Annotated in this window: 17 protein-coding genes and 1 riboswitch; of the genes, 5 read left to right on the forward strand and 12 right to left on the reverse strand. The window is 72.2% G+C overall.

Going from position 1 to position 15,612, the window contains the following annotated elements:
* Positions 1-15: 15 nt before the first annotated feature.
* Both ACH4T9_RS28950 and ACH4T9_RS28955 read right to left on the reverse strand, forming a co-directional pair.
* Positions 16-789 carry an endonuclease/exonuclease/phosphatase family protein gene (locus ACH4T9_RS28950; RefSeq protein WP_396674247.1) on the reverse strand — a complete coding sequence of 258 codons (774 nt, stop codon included), beginning with the start codon at positions 787-789 and terminating at the stop codon, positions 16-18.
* Between the two features lie 227 nt (positions 790-1,016).
* Positions 1,017-1,631: a malonic semialdehyde reductase gene (locus ACH4T9_RS28955; RefSeq protein ID WP_396674245.1), complete on the reverse strand. Its 615-nt coding sequence runs from the start codon at positions 1,629-1,631 to the stop codon at positions 1,017-1,019.
* A gap of 101 nt (positions 1,632-1,732) precedes the next feature.
* On the opposite strand from ACH4T9_RS28955, the gene ACH4T9_RS28960 reads away from it, so the two are divergent.
* From ACH4T9_RS28960 to ACH4T9_RS28970, 3 genes are read left to right on the forward strand one after another with little or no spacing between them, the layout of a single operon-like run.
* Positions 1,733-2,089, forward strand: a complete 357-nt coding sequence (locus ACH4T9_RS28960) for a winged helix-turn-helix transcriptional regulator (RefSeq protein WP_396674244.1) — start codon at positions 1,733-1,735, stop codon at positions 2,087-2,089.
* Positions 2,090-2,125: 36 nt separating this feature from the next.
* The gene (locus ACH4T9_RS28965; protein ID WP_396674242.1) at positions 2,126-2,908 is read left to right on the forward strand and encodes a GNAT family N-acetyltransferase; all 783 of its coding nucleotides are present in this window, start codon (positions 2,126-2,128) and stop codon (positions 2,906-2,908) included.
* Positions 2,890-3,936, forward strand: coding sequence for a YbhN family protein (locus ACH4T9_RS28970; RefSeq protein ID WP_396674241.1), 1,047 nt, complete (start codon positions 2,890-2,892; stop codon positions 3,934-3,936). Before ACH4T9_RS28965 ends, ACH4T9_RS28970 begins: the two co-directional genes overlap by 19 nt.
* Positions 3,937-4,087: 151 nt before the next feature.
* Here ACH4T9_RS28970 and def read toward each other — a convergent pair whose 3' ends face one another.
* Complete coding sequence (def, locus tag ACH4T9_RS28975) at positions 4,088-4,597, reverse strand: peptide deformylase (RefSeq protein ID WP_396674240.1); 510 nt, start codon at positions 4,595-4,597, stop codon at positions 4,088-4,090.
* Positions 4,594-5,793 (reverse strand): chorismate-binding protein, encoded by a 1,200-nt coding sequence (locus ACH4T9_RS28980; RefSeq protein ID WP_396674238.1) that lies wholly within the window; start codon positions 5,791-5,793, stop codon positions 4,594-4,596. The genes def and ACH4T9_RS28980 overlap by 4 nt, the downstream gene beginning before the upstream one ends.
* Positions 5,794-5,940: 147 nt before the next feature.
* Between ACH4T9_RS28980 and ACH4T9_RS28985 the strand changes: the two genes are divergently transcribed.
* Positions 5,941-6,141 (forward strand): DUF5999 family protein, encoded by a 201-nt coding sequence (locus ACH4T9_RS28985; protein WP_036371784.1) that lies wholly within the window; start codon positions 5,941-5,943, stop codon positions 6,139-6,141.
* Positions 6,142-6,269: 128 nt separating this feature from the next.
* Here the strand turns inward: ACH4T9_RS28985 and gcvP are convergent, their stop codons facing one another.
* A complete protein-coding gene (gene gcvP, locus ACH4T9_RS28990) occupies positions 6,270-9,092 on the reverse strand; it encodes an aminomethyl-transferring glycine dehydrogenase (RefSeq protein WP_396674236.1) in 2,823 nt (940 codons plus the stop codon).
* A gap of 80 nt (positions 9,093-9,172) precedes the next feature.
* Positions 9,173-9,273, reverse strand: a riboswitch (glycine riboswitch).
* A 91-nt stretch (positions 9,274-9,364) separates the two neighbouring features.
* Complete coding sequence (locus tag ACH4T9_RS28995) at positions 9,365-10,264, reverse strand: NAD-dependent protein deacetylase (RefSeq protein WP_396674235.1); 900 nt, start codon at positions 10,262-10,264, stop codon at positions 9,365-9,367.
* A gap of 96 nt (positions 10,265-10,360) precedes the next feature.
* Here ACH4T9_RS28995 and ACH4T9_RS29000 point away from each other — a divergent pair, with 96 nt between their 5' ends.
* Complete coding sequence (locus tag ACH4T9_RS29000; RefSeq protein ID WP_396674233.1) at positions 10,361-11,014, forward strand: SDR family oxidoreductase; 654 nt, start codon at positions 10,361-10,363, stop codon at positions 11,012-11,014.
* Positions 11,015-11,331: 317 nt separating this feature from the next.
* Here the strand turns inward: ACH4T9_RS29000 and ACH4T9_RS29005 are convergent, their stop codons facing one another.
* From ACH4T9_RS29005 to ACH4T9_RS29030, 6 genes are all read right to left on the reverse strand, one after another.
* Complete coding sequence (locus ACH4T9_RS29005) at positions 11,332-11,916, reverse strand: MerR family transcriptional regulator (protein ID WP_396674232.1); 585 nt, start codon at positions 11,914-11,916, stop codon at positions 11,332-11,334.
* A 208-nt stretch (positions 11,917-12,124) separates the two neighbouring features.
* A complete protein-coding gene (locus ACH4T9_RS29010) occupies positions 12,125-12,589 on the reverse strand; it encodes a bifunctional nuclease family protein (RefSeq protein WP_387024035.1) in 465 nt (154 codons plus the stop codon).
* Between the two features lie 228 nt (positions 12,590-12,817).
* On the reverse strand, positions 12,818-13,522 hold the full coding sequence (locus ACH4T9_RS29015) for a MerR family transcriptional regulator (RefSeq protein ID WP_396674231.1): 705 nt from the start codon (positions 13,520-13,522) through the stop codon (positions 12,818-12,820).
* Between the two features lie 50 nt (positions 13,523-13,572).
* Positions 13,573-14,025, reverse strand: coding sequence for an FHA domain-containing protein (locus tag ACH4T9_RS29020; protein WP_007071101.1), 453 nt, complete (start codon positions 14,023-14,025; stop codon positions 13,573-13,575).
* A 213-nt stretch (positions 14,026-14,238) separates the two neighbouring features.
* Positions 14,239-14,619 carry a glycine cleavage system protein GcvH gene (gcvH, locus tag ACH4T9_RS29025; RefSeq protein WP_396674230.1) on the reverse strand — a complete coding sequence of 127 codons (381 nt, stop codon included), beginning with the start codon at positions 14,617-14,619 and terminating at the stop codon, positions 14,239-14,241.
* A 68-nt stretch (positions 14,620-14,687) separates the two neighbouring features.
* A complete protein-coding gene (locus ACH4T9_RS29030) occupies positions 14,688-15,608 on the reverse strand; it encodes a DUF881 domain-containing protein (protein ID WP_396674387.1) in 921 nt (306 codons plus the stop codon).
* Positions 15,609-15,612 lie beyond the last annotated feature (4 nt).

Consider the following 15,612-nt stretch of genomic DNA (forward strand, 5'->3'; position numbering starts at 1 on the left):
GAGGTCGACTCGGGGTCAGCCGAGGTCGACGAGGAGGGGGCGGTGGTCGGAGATGGTGGTGGCGGGGGTGGTTACGGCGGTGACGGGTGGGAGGCGGTGGCGGTGGTGGGGGTCGGCGAGGATGTGGTCGAGTTGGACGCGGGGTCGGGCGGCGGGGTAGGTGGGGCGGCGGCCGAGGGGGGTCCAGCCGGAGATGAGTCGGGCGGGGCCGGCGGGAAGGTTGAGGTCGCCGAGGAGGATGCGGGGGGCGGGTAGGGCGCGTAGGGCGCGGATGGTCTGGCGGAGTTGGTGGGCGTTCCAGCCGGGGACGAAGGACAGGTGGGTGGCGGCGACGGTGATGTCGCCGTGGGGGGTGTCGAGGACGGCGGCGAGGACGACGCGGGGTTCGTCTTCGAGGAGGGTGAGGCCGGGGCCGGGTATGTAGACGGGTGAGCGGACGGGGGCGGGTTTGAGGCGGGTGACCTGCCAGGTGCGGACGGGGTGGCGGGTGATCAGGCCGATGCCGTAGCAGGGTTCGCCGTGTCCGTCGTCGTCGTGGCGGAGGGGGCGGAAGTGTTCGCCGGGGGTGCCGACGAGGGCGGCGGCGAAGCGGTGTTGGGGGGCGTTGAGGGCGCGGGCGGCGATGGCGGTGAGGTCGAGGTTGCCGCTGCGGGTCTGGTCGCGGTCGACTTCCTGTAGGGCGAGGATGTCGGCGTCGAGTGTGGTGACGGCGGCGGTGAGCCGGTCGGGGTCGACGAGTCCGTCGGTGAGGGATCGGCCGTGGAGCAGGTTGAAGGTGGCCAGGCGCACCTTTGCACCCTACGTGGGTGGTGGGAGGGTTGGCGGATGCTGAAGGTGTTGGTGTGTTCGATGGTGGTGTTCGTGGCGGTGGGTTTCGTGGGGGTGTGGCTGCGGCGTCGGCGTGGGCGGTGACGCCGTTGGGTCTGGTGTGTGGGGCCGGGTCGGTGGTGTCGGCCGGTGGGTGGGGCGGTGAGGTGCCGGCCGGTGCGGGTCGCGCGCCGGCCGGCCGGGGTGGGTCAGGCGTGGCGGACGATGTCGTCGTAGTCGAGGCGGGGCAGGCGGGGGAACCAGGCGTTGGGGCCGGGCCTGCCGAGGTTGACCACGAGCAGGGAGCGCCAGGTGCTGTCGGCGAAGAGGTCGCGGTCGACGGCGGCGGCGTCGAAGCCGGCCATGGGGCCTGCGGCGAGTCCTGCTGCGCGGACGGCCAGCAGCCAGTAGCCGATTTGGAGGGTGGCGTTGAAGCGGGCCATGCCTTCGCGGGCGGCGGCGTCGGCGGCGAGTCCGTCGCGCATCTCGGGGCGGATGGGGAAGATGCGGGGGATGAATTCGTGGAAGTCGGTGTCGGCGGCGAGGACGGCTACGACGGGGGCGGTGGCGGTCTTGGCGCGGTTGCCTTCGGACATGTGGGTGAGCAGTCGGTCGCGGGTTTCGCCGGGGCGGGTGTAGAGCACTCGCAGGGGCTGGGTGTTGGCGGCGGTGGGTGGGTACTTGGCGAGGTCGAAGATGGCGCGCAGTTGGGCGTCGGTGACGGGTTCGTCGGTGAAGGTGTTGGGGGTGCGGGCGTCGGTGAACAGTTGTGCTTGGGCTGTGGCGTCGAGGGTGATCAGGTTGGGTGTGACCGTGTCGGTCATGTGGGGTTTCCTTCGGGGCGGGGACGTTAACTACTCGGAGGCTAGCAGCTAGTTTTTTCGAAGTTACTTCGTCGTGGGTAAGGCCACGTATCGTGGGGGCCATGACGCCCCGCTCCCCCACCGGTGAGGTTCCCCGGTCCTGCGACGGGGGGTTGACGCGGGCGTTCGCGTTCCTTGGCAAGCGGTGGAACGGGGTGCTGCTGGGCACCCTGGCGCATGGGCCGGCGGGGTTCGCCGAGCTGACCCGGGCGTTGCCGGGGATTAGCGAGTCGGTGCTGTCCGACCGGCTCGGCGAGTTGGCCCGGGTGGGGCTGGTGCGCCGCACCGTGCGGCAGGGTCCGCCGCTGGGGGTGAGCTACGAGCTGACCGAGCGGGGTGCGGCGGTGTTGCCGGCGTTGGACGCTCTGGCCCGGTGGGCGCACGAGAATCTGTCCGCCGAGGAGTGCGGCCGGGCGTGAGCGGGTCACCGCGCCGGGGCATGTGATCATCGTCGGATGCCGTTGCGCGCCGAACATGACCGGGTGTTGCTGGGGCGGTTGCTGGGTCGCGACCCGGCGCTGCACGCGTACCAGTTGGGTGACCTGGACGATTTCTTTTGGCCATACACGTCGTGGTTCCGTCGCGGGGAGCAGGTCGCGTTGCTGTACCACGCGGTGGCGCCGCCGACGTTGCTGGCGTTCGCCGACGCCGCCGGCCGGGAGGAGTTGGCGGCGCTGCTGACCGACCTGGCGCCGGTGTTGCCGGCGCGTCTGTACGCGCATCTGTCCCCCGGTGTGGTGTCGGTGCTGGGGGGCGGGTTCCACGTCACCGATGGCGGCGCGTACCGGAAGATGGCGTTGACCGACCGGGTGCGGCTGGCCGCGGTCCCCGGCGAGGGGCAGCCGTTGGGCGTCGCCGACCTGCCGGAGCTGACGCGGCTGTACGCGGCGGCGTACCCGGGTAACTGGTTCGACCCGAGGATGCTCGACACGGGCCGGTATGTGGGGGTGCGCCGCGACGGGCGGCTGGTGGCGGTGGCCGGGGTGCACGTGTACTCCTCGGCGTGGCGGGTGGCGGCGCTGGGGAACGTCACCACCCGTCCCGGGTACCGGGGGCGGGGCCTGGCGGCTGCGGCGGTGTCCGCGCTGTGCCGGCGGCTGGCCGCCGACGTCGACCACGTCACGTTGAACGTGAAGGTCGACAATGTGGCGGCGCTGCGGCTGTACGACCGGCTCGGGTTCACCCCGGTGGCCGGGTACAACGAGTACACCCTCACCGCGTGCGCGGGACCGCGGTGACGGCCCCGCCGCGCGCCGAGCCGCCGGCGGGTCCCGTCGTGGGGCTGTGGCGGCGTCGGTGGGTGCGGCTGCTCGCCGTCGCCGTGGGGGTGCTCGGCGCGGCTGTGGTGGGTCTGCGGGGGCGGCTGCCGGACCCGCGGGAGTTCCTTGCCGCGCTGACCGGCGCCGGTTACGGGTGGGTGGTGCTGGCGGTGTTGCTGCAGGTCGTCTCGCTGGCGGCGTTCGCGTTGCAGCAGCGGCGGCTGCTCGAGGCCCTGGGGGTGCGCCTGCGGCGTAGCCGGGTGGTGGCGATCAGCCTGGCCGGCACGGCGTTGTCGATCTCGCTGCCGGCCGGGGCGGCGGTGTCGACCGGGTACGCCATCCGGGAGTACGAGCGCGCCGGGGCGTCCCGTGAGGTCGCGGCGGCCTCGGCGGTGGTGTCGGGGTTGGCGTCCATCGGTGGGTTGGCTCTGCTCTACGTGGGTGGGGGTGCGGTGGTGCTCACCCGTGTCCCGGGTGGGTGGGACTGGCGTGCGCTGGCCGTCGTGGCGGTGCTCGGCGGGCTGGTCGCGCTGGTGGTGCTGGTCGGGCGTCGGCAGCCGCGTCGGCGTCCGGTCGGGTCCGCCTCTGACGTGTCGGGGGGTGCGGTGCGTCGGCGGGTGCGGGCGTTGTTGCTCTCGGCCCGTGAGGCGTGGTGGGCGGGGGCGTCGCTGCGGGTGCGGGACTGGGTGGGGGCGGTGGGCTACGCGGCGGTGAAGTGGGCGGCCGATCTGCTGTGCCTGGCCGCTGCGGCCCAGGCGTTGCGTCTGCCGGTGGGGGTGACCGCGCTGGCGGGCATCTACCTCGGTGTGCAGGTCGTCCGGCAGGTGCCGTTGACCCCTGGTGGGGTGGGTGTCATCGACACCGCTCTGGTCGCCGGGCTGACCGCCTCGGGCGCGACCGCGGTCAGCGCCGCCGCCGCGGTGCTGGTCTACCGGGTGTTGTCCTGCTGGCTGCTCATCCCGGTCGGCGGGGTCGCCGGGCTGATGCTGCGCGGCGGCCGGGTCTGAGGGTCGGGGCGGCCGGATCACGGCGGTGGCGTCGGCCGGGTGGGGGTGTGACCGCGTTCCGCCGCCCGGTACGCACGTGGCCGGCACCGTCGGCGGCACCGCCCACGGGGTGGCCAAGGGAGGTGGGGGTGGGCGGCGGGACGCGGTCGGGTCAGGGGCGGCGGGTGGGTGAGTCGAAGCGGCCGGCGCGGATCTCCCGCAGCGCCCGCCGGCGGGTGTCCCCGCGCAGGGTGTCGACGTAGAGGCGTCCGGCGAGGTGGTCGGTCTCGTGTTGCAGGGCGCGGGCGAGGAATCCGCTGCCGGAGATGGTCAGTGGCTCGCCGTGCTGGTCGAATCCGTGGGCGGTGGCGTGCAGGGCGCGGGGGGTCGGGAAGTACAGCCCGGGGATGGACAGGCAGCCTTCGTCGTCGTCCTGGAGTTCGTCGGACAGCTCCACCGTCGGGTTGATCATGTGGCCGCGGTGGCCGGCGGCGTCGTAGACGAACACCTGGGCGGGCACGCCGATCTGCGGGGCGGCGACGCCGGCGCGCCCGGGTGCGCCGAGCAGGGTGTCCATCAGGTCGCCGACCAGGGCGCGCAGGTCGGCGTCGAAGCTGGTCACCGGCTCGCAGGCGGTGCGCAGCACCGGGTCGCCGATGATCCGGATGGGCCGCATCGTCATGGCAGCAGGTTATCGGCCCGTGAAGCGGGCGCGGAGGCGAGGGCGGCGCGGACGGGCCGGGCCTTGGCGGCGGCTTCGGCGACCTCGGCGTCGGGGTCGCTGTCCCAGGTGATGCCGCCGCCGGCCCAGCCGTGCAGCAGGTGCCCGTCGGCGGCGGCGGTGCGGATGGTCAGGCCCAGGTCGACCCGGCCGGCGCCCACCCAGCCCAGCGCGCCCATGCTCGCGCCCCGGCCCACGGGTTCGCGGGCGGCGACGACGTCGAGGGCGGCCAGTTTGGGTGCGCCGGTGACCGACCCGCCGGGGCAGACCGCGCGCAGCAGGTCGGCCAGGCCCAGGCCGTCGGCGGGGGCCGCGGACACCGTCGACTCGGCCTGCCACAGGTCGCACCAGCGGCGTACGGCGAACAGTTCGTCGACGGTGACGGTGCCGGTGGCCGCGACGCGGGCCAGGTCGTTGCGTTCCAGGTCGACGATCATGATGTGTTCGGCGCGTTCCTTGGCCGAGGCGAGCAGTTCGGCGCGGCCGGCGGTGGTGGCCGGGCGGGTGCCCTTGATCGGGCGGGTGACCAGCCGGCCGCCTTCGACGGCGATCAGGGTCTCCGGGGAGGCGCAGCCGATCGCCCAGCCGGGGCCGTGCAGGGTGCCGCCGTAGCGGGCGCCGGGCAGCCGGCCCAGCCGGGCCAGGGCGGGGCGGGGGTCGCCGGTGTACGGGGCGGCGGCGTGACCGACGAGGTTGACCTGGTAGACGTCGCCGCGGCCGATCGCGGCGCGCACGGCGGTCACTGCGTCGGCGTGCTGGCGGGTGCTCCAGCTCGGGGTCCAGTCGCCGACCCGCCAGGGGCCGGCGTGCACGGCCGGTGCGGCGGTGCGGGTGGGGGTGTGCGCGTAGACGACCACGGCCAGGTCGGGCAGGGCGGGGGCGGGGCTGGGCGCGCCGGGCGGCGCGGCGGCCATCGTGGCGCCGGCGGCGGCCGAGACGTACACGGCGGCCCCGCACACCCCGCCCGGGTCGTGGGAGGCGGGGCGGGTCAGGTCGTCGACGCCGAGCCCGTGGGCGGTGAGGAACTCCTCGACGAGGCGGGCCGGGTCGCCGCCGTCGCGCTGACGCCAGTGCAGGCGGTCACGTTCGGTGAGGGTGCTGCGGCAGGCTGCGGGGGCGGCGGGCACGTCCACCCGCGTCAGTGGAAACGCTTCCACGCCGTCCGGCCCAATCCGCCTCGTCCGTTCAGTGGATTTCCCCCCGACATGACGTGAACCTGCTCGATGCGGCTCGCGTTCGCTTGGTACTGTGCGTCACTGGTCATGTGAACCATGACACAGTGCCCCCACAGTCCGGAGAACCCGATGTGCCAGCACCAACCCACCTGCCCCTCTGCTGAAGCGACCGATCGGGAAGCCGCCCGGGTCCTCGCCTGCTTCCCTGAGCAGGGCTGGAGCCTGCTCTGCAACGGTGTCATCGTCTTCGAGGACACCGGGGAACTCCTCCCCGACGGCAGCACCATCGCCCCCCACCGCGGCCCCGCCCGCCACGCCCTGGTCGCCTGACCATTCACCCAGCGTCAACCTGACACACCCTCGTCGACCACAGGCCTCCCCCCGGTCCCCCGACCGGCCTGTCCGGGTCGACGCACCCGCCGGGGCGGCGCGAACCACCGCCCCGGCGCGCCCCGATGTCACTGCTCGAACGCCTCCGGCGGCGGACACGAGCACACCAGATTCCGGTCGCCGTACGCGCCGTCGACCCGCCGCACCGGCGGCCAGTACTTCCCGGCCCGGTCCACCCCCGTCGGATACGCCCCCACCGACCGCGGGTACGGGTGCGGCCACTCGTCGCCGGCCACCATAGCCGCCGTGTGCGGCGCGTTCGCCAGCGGATTGTCGCCCGCGGGCCACTCGCCCGAGCCCACCTTGTCGATCTCCGCCCGGATCGCGATCATCGCCGCGCAGAACCGGTCCAGCTCGGCCAGGTCCTCGCTCTCCGTCGGCTCCACCATCAACGTCCCCGCCACCGGGAACGACATCGTCGGCGCGTGGAACCCGTAGTCGATCAGCCGCTTCGCCACGTCGTCGACCGTGACCCCGGTCGCCTTCGTCACCGGCCGCAGGTCCAGGATGCACTCGTGCGCCACCAGGCCCTTGTTGCCCACGTACAACACGGGGAAGTGTTCCCGCAGCCGCACCGCCATGTAGTTCGCCGCCAGCACCGCCACCCCCGTCGCCCGGGTGAGGCCCGCCGCGCCCATCATCCGCAGGTACGCCCACGGGATCGGCAGGATCCCCGCCGACCCGTACCGCGCCGCCGAGATCGCCGGCCGGCCCGCACCCGGCTCCCCCACCGGGTCACCGGGCAGGAACGCCGCCAGGTGCGCCCGCACCGCCACCGGACCCACCCCCGGCCCGCCCCCACCGTGCGGGATGCAGAACGTCTTGTGCAGGTTCAGGTGCGACACGTCCGCCCCGAACCGGCCCGGCTTGGCGAACCCGACCAGGGCGTTGAGGTTCGCCCCGTCGACGTACACCTGACCGCCCGCGTCGTGGACCCTCGCGCACAACTGCGCGATACCCGTCTCGTACACCCCGTGCGTCGACGGGTACGTCACCATGATCGCCGAGAGCGCGTCCCGATGCTTGTCGATTTTCGCGTCGAGGTCGGCCAGGTCGACGTTGCCGTCGCCGTCGCAACCCACCACCACCACCCGCATCCCCGCCATCACCGCGGACGCCGCGTTCGTGCCGTGCGCCGACGACGGGATCAGGCACACGTCCCGGTGCCCCTCACCCCGGTCCCGGTGGTACGCGCGGATCGCCAGCAGCCCCGCCAGTTCCCCCTGCGACCCGGCGTTGGGCTGCACGCTGACCGCGTCGTAGCCGGTCACCTCCGCCAGCCACCCCTCCAACTGGGCGATCATCTCCCGGTACCCGGCCGTCTGCCCGGCCGGCGCGAACGGGTGCACGTGGGCGAACTCCGCCCAGCTCACCGGCTCCATCTCCGTGGTCGCGTTCAGCTTCATCGTGCACGACCCCAGCGGAATCATCCCCCGGTCCAGGGCGTAGTCGAAGTCCGACAGCCGCCGCAGGTACCGCAGCATCGCCGTCTCCGAATGGTGGCTGCGGAACACCGGATGGGTGAGGAAGTCCGAGGTGCGCGCCAACGCCGCCGGCAGGGACGCGTCCACGTCCCCGCAGTCCCCGGCCACCCCGAACGCCGCCCACACCGCAGACAGGTGTGCCGCCGTGGTCGTCTCGTCGCAGGAGATCCCCACCCGGTCGGCGTCGACCAGGCGCAGGTTCACCCCCCGCCCGGCCGCCGCGGCCACCACCTGCGCGGCCCGACCCGGCACGCGCGCGGTGACCGTGTCGAAGAACGCGACGTCCGCCACCGCCACCCCGCCAGCGCGCAACCCGGCCGCGAGCCGCGCCGCCATGCCGTGGGTACGCGCCGCGATGCCCCGCAGCCCGTCCGGGCCGTGGTAGACGGCGTACATGCCGGCCATCACCGCCAGCAGCACCTGCGCGGTGCAGATGTTGCTGGTCGCCTTCTCCCGCCGGATGTGCTGCTCACGGGTCTGCAACGCCAACCGGTACGCCGGGTTGCCGTCGGCGTCGCGGGAAACCCCGACCAGCCGGCCGGGCAACATCCGCTCCAACCCCGAACGCACCGCCAGGTACCCGGCGTGCGGGCCACCGAAGCCCATCGGCACCCCGAACCGTTGGGTGGTGCCGGCGGCCACGTCCACGCCGATCTCCCCCGGCGGGCGCAGCAACGTCAACGCCAGCAGGTCCGCCGCCACACACACCAGCGCCCCCGCCGCGTGCGCCGCCGCCACCAGCGCGGCGTGGTCCCGCACTGCCCCGGACGCCCCCGGGTACTGCAGGTGCAGGCCGAAGAACTCCGCCGGCAGGTCCTCGACGTCGACGTCGACCACCCGCACCTCGATGCCCAACGGCTCCGCCCGGCTGGTGATCACCGCGAGGGTCTGCGGCAACGCGTCCGCGTCGACGACGTACACGCTGCTGCGGCTCTTCGACGCCCGGCGGGCCAGGGTCATCGCCTCCGCCGCCGCGGTGCCCTCGTCGAGCATCGACGCGTTCGCGGTGGCCAGCCCCGTCAGGTCGGTGACCATCGTCTGGAAGTTCAGCAGCGCCTCCAACCGGCCCTGGCTGATCTCCGGCTGGTACGGGGTGTACGCCGTGTACCACGCCGGGCTCTCCAGCACGTTGCGGCGGATCACCGCCGGGGTGTGCGTGCCGTGGTAACCCAACCCGATCATCGACACGGCGACGGTGTTACGCGCGGCCAGGGCCCGCAACTCGGCCAGGGCGTCGTGCTCGCTGGCCGGCTCCGGCAGGTCCAGGGTGCCGTGCCAGCGGATCACCTCGGGAATCGCGGCGTCCATCAGCTCGTCGACCGAGTCGTAGCCGACGGCCTCCAGCATGCGGCGCTCGTCGGCCGGATCGGGACCGATGTGACGGGCGGCGAACTGCTCTACGGTCATGGCGGCGCTCCCGGAAAAGGGGTGAGGTCGACAGGTCGGCCTCCCCCTGAGTCGCACCCCGGGAAGGGCGCTCCACAGTGCCTGCCCACGAGGTCCTTTTGCCTGAGAGGTTCCGGGGAGGAAGCTGCCCCTTCGGCGCCGCCGGCAACGATCACCGAACGGTCTCTCCCACGTGGGTACCGGCGACACCCACGCTACCAGCGCCGCCGCCCCCAGCGGATGTCGTCCCCCCGACCAGTGGATCACCGGCCGGTCGGCCCGGCCCCGGCGGGTCAGCCCACGACCGGCGCCGCCCACCCAACGGACGCGCCCGCCGCCACATCCGGCACCGGGGACACACCGGCCAACCGGTCGGCCAACGCCGGCAGCAGCACGCCGAGCGGCGCGTCGACCCGCACGGCGGCGTACCCGTCACCCCGGGTCACACCCTGGTTGACGATCGCCACCGCGATGCCCCGTTTCGCCGCCCGAATCACGAACCGGCGCCCCGACATCACCGTCAACGACGACCCGAGCACCAGCAGCGACCGGGCACCCTCGACCAGGTCGAAGCAGCGGGCCACCCGGGCGGCGGGAACCGTCTCCCCGAAGAACACCACGTCCGGTTTCAGCATGCCGGTGCGGCAGAACCCGCAGTCCACCGTCCGGAACCCGGCCACCTCGCGGTCGGCGAGATCCACGTCACCGTCGGGGTTGACCGCCGCGACCACCGCGTCGAACCCCGGGTTGGCCTGCCGCAGCCGCCGGTCCAGCTCCTCGCGCGAGGTGTGGTTGCCGCAGTCCAGGCACACCACCTCGTCGAGGCTGCCGTGCAGCTGCACCACCGGCTCCGACCCGGCCGCGGTGTGCAGACCGTCGACGTTCTGGGTGATCACCGCATCGACCAGCCCGAAGCGTTGCAGGCGGGCCACCGCCCGATGCCCGCCGTTCGGGACGGCCCGGGCGATCGTGCGCCACCCCAGGTGGCTACGCGCCCAGTACCGCCGCCGCGCCACCGGATCCCCGGTGAACGCCTGATACGTCATCGGAGTGTGCCGCCGCGCCACACCACTGGGCCCCCGATAGTCCGGGATGCCCGACTCGGTGGACAGGCCCGCCCCGCTCAACACCACGACACCGCCCTCGGCGAGCAGCCCCGCCAGCGCGTCGAACGTCTTGGTCACAGAGTCCATGCTGCCTCAGCGTCGCCCCACCGGCTAACGCCGGCCCCGTGACCATCCTCGCCGCAGCGCCGGTGCCCGGACGCCCCGGCGGCTACCGTGGCAGGTATGCGCGTCGTCATCGCCGGAGGACACGGCAAGATCGCCCAGCTGCTGCACCGGGAACTCGCCGGCCGCGGCGACACCGCCGTCGGACTGATCCGCAACCCCGACCACGCCGCGGCGCTGCGCGCCACCGGCGCCCACCCCGTCGTCTGCGACCTGGAACACGCCGACACCGCCCAGGTCGCCACCCACCTCGACGGCGCCGACGCGGTGGTCTTCGCCGCCGGAGCAGGCCCCGGCAGCGACGCCGCCCGCAAGGACACCGTCGACCGGGCCGCCGCCGGTCTGCTCGCCGACGCCGCCGAACAGACCGGGGTACGCCGCTACCTGCTGGTCTCCTCCATGGGCGTCGACGACACCCCACCCGCCGGCACCGACGACGTGTTCGCCGCCTACCTGCGGGCCAAGAAGGCAGCCGAGGACAACCTCACCGCCCGCGACCTGGACTGGACGGTGCTGCGCCCCGGCCGGCTCACCGACGACCCGCCCACCGGCCGGATCACCCTGACCCGACACGCCGATGCGGGGGCGGTCACCCGCGCCGACGTCGCCCGGGTCCTCGTAGCCCTGCTGTACCACCCGAACAGCGCCGGCACGGTCCTGGAACTGGTCGCCGGCAACACCCCGATCGCCGACGCCGTCGCCTCCGTCGCCTGACCGGCGTTTCGTCGCAGGGTTCCCGCCCGGCGGCGCGCGTCAGGACCGGACCGGCCCACCCGCGCCGGCCAGCCGCCTACGTCCTGCCGTAACTGCTGACTCGCCGCACCCGCCGACGCCACCGGCAGCAACTGGTCGTACCGGTCCCGGCCGCCCATGGCATCTCCGCCGCCGACAGTGGAAACCCCGAGTCAGGGGCCGAACGCCGCACATAGGACTACCGAAACGCCACGACTGTCAACAAGAACGGGAATGTCCACACACGAAGCTTCCCGCTCGGCCGGGCCACACCGGACATCCCAAGCCCACCCGACGCCTCAACCCGCCCGCCGACGCGCCCGACGCGCCGCCAACTCGTCACCCACCGGATCCGCCGCAGGCTCCTCAACGACCCCACCCGCCGGCTCCGCCGGCAGACTCGACAACGAACCCTCGATCTCCTTGAAGGCCCCGCCGATCGCGATGCCGAACACGCCCTGGCCACCCTGCAACAGGTCGACCACCTCCTCCGGCGACCGGCACTCGTACACCGTCGTCCCATCCGAGATCAACGTGATGCCCGCCAGATCGGCCACCCCCCGCGACCGCAACGCCTCGATCGCCTTCCGGATGTTCTGCAACGACACCCCGGCGTCCAGCAACCGCTTCACGACCTTCAACACCACCAGGTCGCGGAACGAGTACAGCCGGGACGTCCCCGAACCCGACGCGTCCCGCACACTCGGCACCACCAGCGACGTCCGCGCCCAGTAGTCCAACTGCCGGTACGTGATACCCGCCGCGTGGCACGCCGTCACACCCCGGTAGCCCACCGCGCCGTCACCCTCAGACGCCGGCCCCGCCGGCACCACACCCGCCCCGCGCTGCTGAGTACCAGGCTCGGGATCTCGCGGCTCGTGCATCCGGACAACCTCCCCGCCAGTGCGGTGACACGTCGCTTCCGGGACGTGCACCCCTCGACACGGCAACCCTATAGCGCCCTTGAGGAGTCACCGCGCAGGAACGGCCACGACACGCCGCACGGCCACAGCAAAGATCCACGGCAGACCACCCACAGTGACCACGCCGGAACGGGAAGAAACACGCGGGAAACCCCACCCGCGCCAGGGATCAACCCGCGAAATCCTCCGGGCTCACCTGATCCAGGAACTCCCGGAACTTCTCCACCTCGTCCTCCTGCTCATCCGGAATCACGATCCCCGCCTCACTGAGGACCTGCTCCGAACAACGAATCGGCGCACCGACCCGCAACGCCAGGGCGATCGAGTCACTCGGCCGCGCCGACACCCGCACCCCGTCACCGATCAACAGATCGGCGTAGAAGACGTTCTCCTTCAACTCGGTGATCTCCACCGCCCGCAACGGCGCCTGCAGCGCCGCCAACACGTCCCGCAAAAGATCATGCGTCAACGGCCGAGCCGGCTTGACCCCCTGCTGCTCGTAAGCGATCGCCGTCGCCTCCACCGCACCGATCCAGATCGGCAGATAGCGATCCCCCTCGACCTCCCGCAGCAGGACGATCGGCTGGTTGCTCGGCAACTCCACCCGAACTCCGACCACGCTCAGCTCGCGCACCGCCGCCTCCGTGTCGTTGTCACCTACGCCCGCACCGCAACCTTCCCTGCACGGTACACGGACCGCGACACGCACATCCCATGCGCTTACGTGCACCACGCCCCGCACCAGAAAGGGATTACCCCGGCAAGCCTACGACACGCGCCCCCACCCAGATCTTTCCCACCGGCCCCCACAAACACCACGCGGCCCGGACCACAGCCCGGACCGCGCAGCACACACCACAACTCACCGGCCCAACGTCGACCGCAACCCCACCCGCACCAACGCCGCGTGCAACTGCTGCGACAACGCCACCAACTCCCGCGCCGTCTCCGCCGCCCGCGCCCGCGCCGCCGAATCACTCTGCCGCGCCAACGGGGCCACCAACTGCGCGAACAACCCCACCTCCCGATCCGCCGCCGTCCGGTAACCCCGCAGATGCCGAGGCTCCAACCCGTACGCCGCCAGACCAGCCACCGCCCGCGCGATGATCAACGCATCCCCGTCGTACCAACCCGGCGGATCCGACACCAGGATCCCGAGCCGCTCCAACTCACCCAACGTCGACTCGTCGATCCCGCTCCGCGCGACCAGATCAACCCGACCCAACCGCACCTGCGCCGAATCCACCGGCTGCTCCACAGCGAAACGACCCGGCACCTCACCATCCGGGCCCACCGCCACCAACGTCGGCCGAGACGGCGCCGCCCCATCCGCCGACGCATCCCACTGCGCCAACTGCTCACGGATCACCCGCAACGGCAGATACTGGTCCCGCTGCGCGGTCAACACGAACCGCAACCGCGCCACATCGTCCCAGCTGTACTTCCGGTACCCCGAAGCCGTCCGCTGCGGCTCCACCAGCCCCTCGGACTCCAGGAACCGCAACTTCGAGATCGTGACGTCAGGAAATTCCGCCCGAAGCTGACCCAGCACCTCGCCGATACTCATCAGCGGTTGGGCACGGGCCACCCCGGGAGGCGTCGAAGCCGCAGGCTCGTTCACCCCCGGCCGGCCTCCTCCTCCGGGCGCGGACCGGCGATGAACACCACCCGGAACTTGCCGATCTGCACCTCGTCACCATTGCTCAACGTGGCCGCCTCGACCCGCTCCCGGTTCACGTACGTGCCGTTCAGGCTTCCCACGTCCCGCACCGTGAACGTGCCACCGTCCCGGTGGAACTCGGCATGCCTCCGCGACACCGTCACATCGTCCAGGAAGATGTCACTGTCCGGATGCCGGCCACTCGTCGTCACATCATGGTCCAACAAGAACCGGGCACCCGCGTTCGGACCCCGACGAACCACCAGCAGCGCCATACCCGGCGGCAACGAACCGGACATCCGGCTCGGCACCACATCGGTGTCCGGCCCCTCCAGCACTTCGTCGAGCGAACCGAGATTGAGCGTCGAAGTGACGTCGAGCGGGGGGAACTCGTCGTCTGGGCGCGTCATGGGACCACCTCACGGATCTGTTTCAGGTCGGCGTACGGGTAATGGCGGGTCTGGCCGCCGGGCAGTCCACCCGGCGGCTGGCTCCCCGTGCCCGGAAAGGCAATTCCGCAACGCTCAACTCATTGGGTTCTCGGTCAACTGGGCGAGCCTAGCCAGCGCCGAAATGCAGGGCAACCGGACGCGCGGACACAACACCCGCACGCCCACGGACACTCAGCTCTCGGTGAGCTCGCGATACGCCCCGGCGGTCAGCAGGCCGTCCACCGCCACCGGATCACCCGGCGTGATCTCCACCAGCCAACCCGCACCGTAAGGATCAGAGTTGATCACCTCCGGAGTGTCCGTCAACGCCTCGTTCCGCGCCGCCACGACCCCACTCACCGGGGCGTAGATCTCGGACACGCTCTTGGTCGACTCGATCTCACCCAAGGAGTCACCCGCAGCCACCTCCACGCCCTCCTCCGGCAACTGGACGAACACGATGTCACCCAACGAGTCCTGCGCGAAGTGCGTGATGCCGACCCGGACAGAACCCGACCCGTCACCCGCCACCCACTCGTGCTCAGCGGTATACCGCAGATCCTCAGGAATCACCAGACGCGTCCTTCACCGTCGAGCCGACCATCGCTGCGCCGGCGAACCGGCGCGCCGCGCCGCGCCGGTCAGGAGACCGGACGGGCGTGTTCCAACTTCACAGGCGCGTGCAGCGCCGAAACCTCGGCAACCTCACGATCCTCGACGATCACGTTACCGCCGTCACCGGCAACCGATGCGGCCACCCCGCCCGGAATCTTCAACGCCGTCGCCATCGTCGTCGAATCACCGATCACCGTGATCGTGAACGGACCCGTCAACGGACGCCCGTCCACCACCAGAGCACCATCCCCGCCATCCAGGAAATACGTCGACGCGATGACCCGCACCGACGCGCCGTCCCCACCGGAAACCTGCATCGCCTCCGCCCCCGCACCCCGCAACTCCTGCACCGCGTCCAGGATCCGGTACGCCGAAATCGGCTTCGACCCCGCCTCGAACCGCACACTCAACCCCGGCCCCCGCGCCGGCAACGTCCCCGCCAGAATCCCCAACTCGTCCGCCCGCCGCGTCGCCTCCTCCAGCGCCGCCTGCCGACCCTGCTCACCCGACCGCAACTGCCGCTGACTCTCCTCCAACGACTCGATGTCCTGCCGCAGCCGCTTCTCCCGCGAATCCAGATCCGAGAAGATCCGCACCAGGTCCTCCTGCCGCGTCGCCGCCGACGTCGGATCCGTCGACGTCGTCCGCAACTGCACCACCAGGGTGAACCCCAACAACCCCAACAACAACGCGATCATCGCCCCCGCCGAGGTCAACCGCCGGCCCACCCCGAACACAGCCGGAACACCCGACGAACCCTTCGGCGCCCCGGCACCCGAAGGCCCCGGGTCCTCCACCGACGGCTCACTCTCCGGCGCCAACGGACTGATCTCGTCCGGATCCGGCGCCTCCGGACGCGGATCCGGCTCCCCCGCCGGGGCCTGCGGACGCACCGGCACCTCCGGACGCGGCCAACCGGTACCCGTCTCGCGCTGTTCCTCGCTCATCGCC

The sequence above is a fragment of the Micromonospora sp. NPDC020750 genome (assembly GCF_044334565.1).
In the GTDB taxonomy this organism is placed as follows: Bacteria; Actinomycetota; Actinomycetes; order Mycobacteriales; family Micromonosporaceae; genus Micromonospora.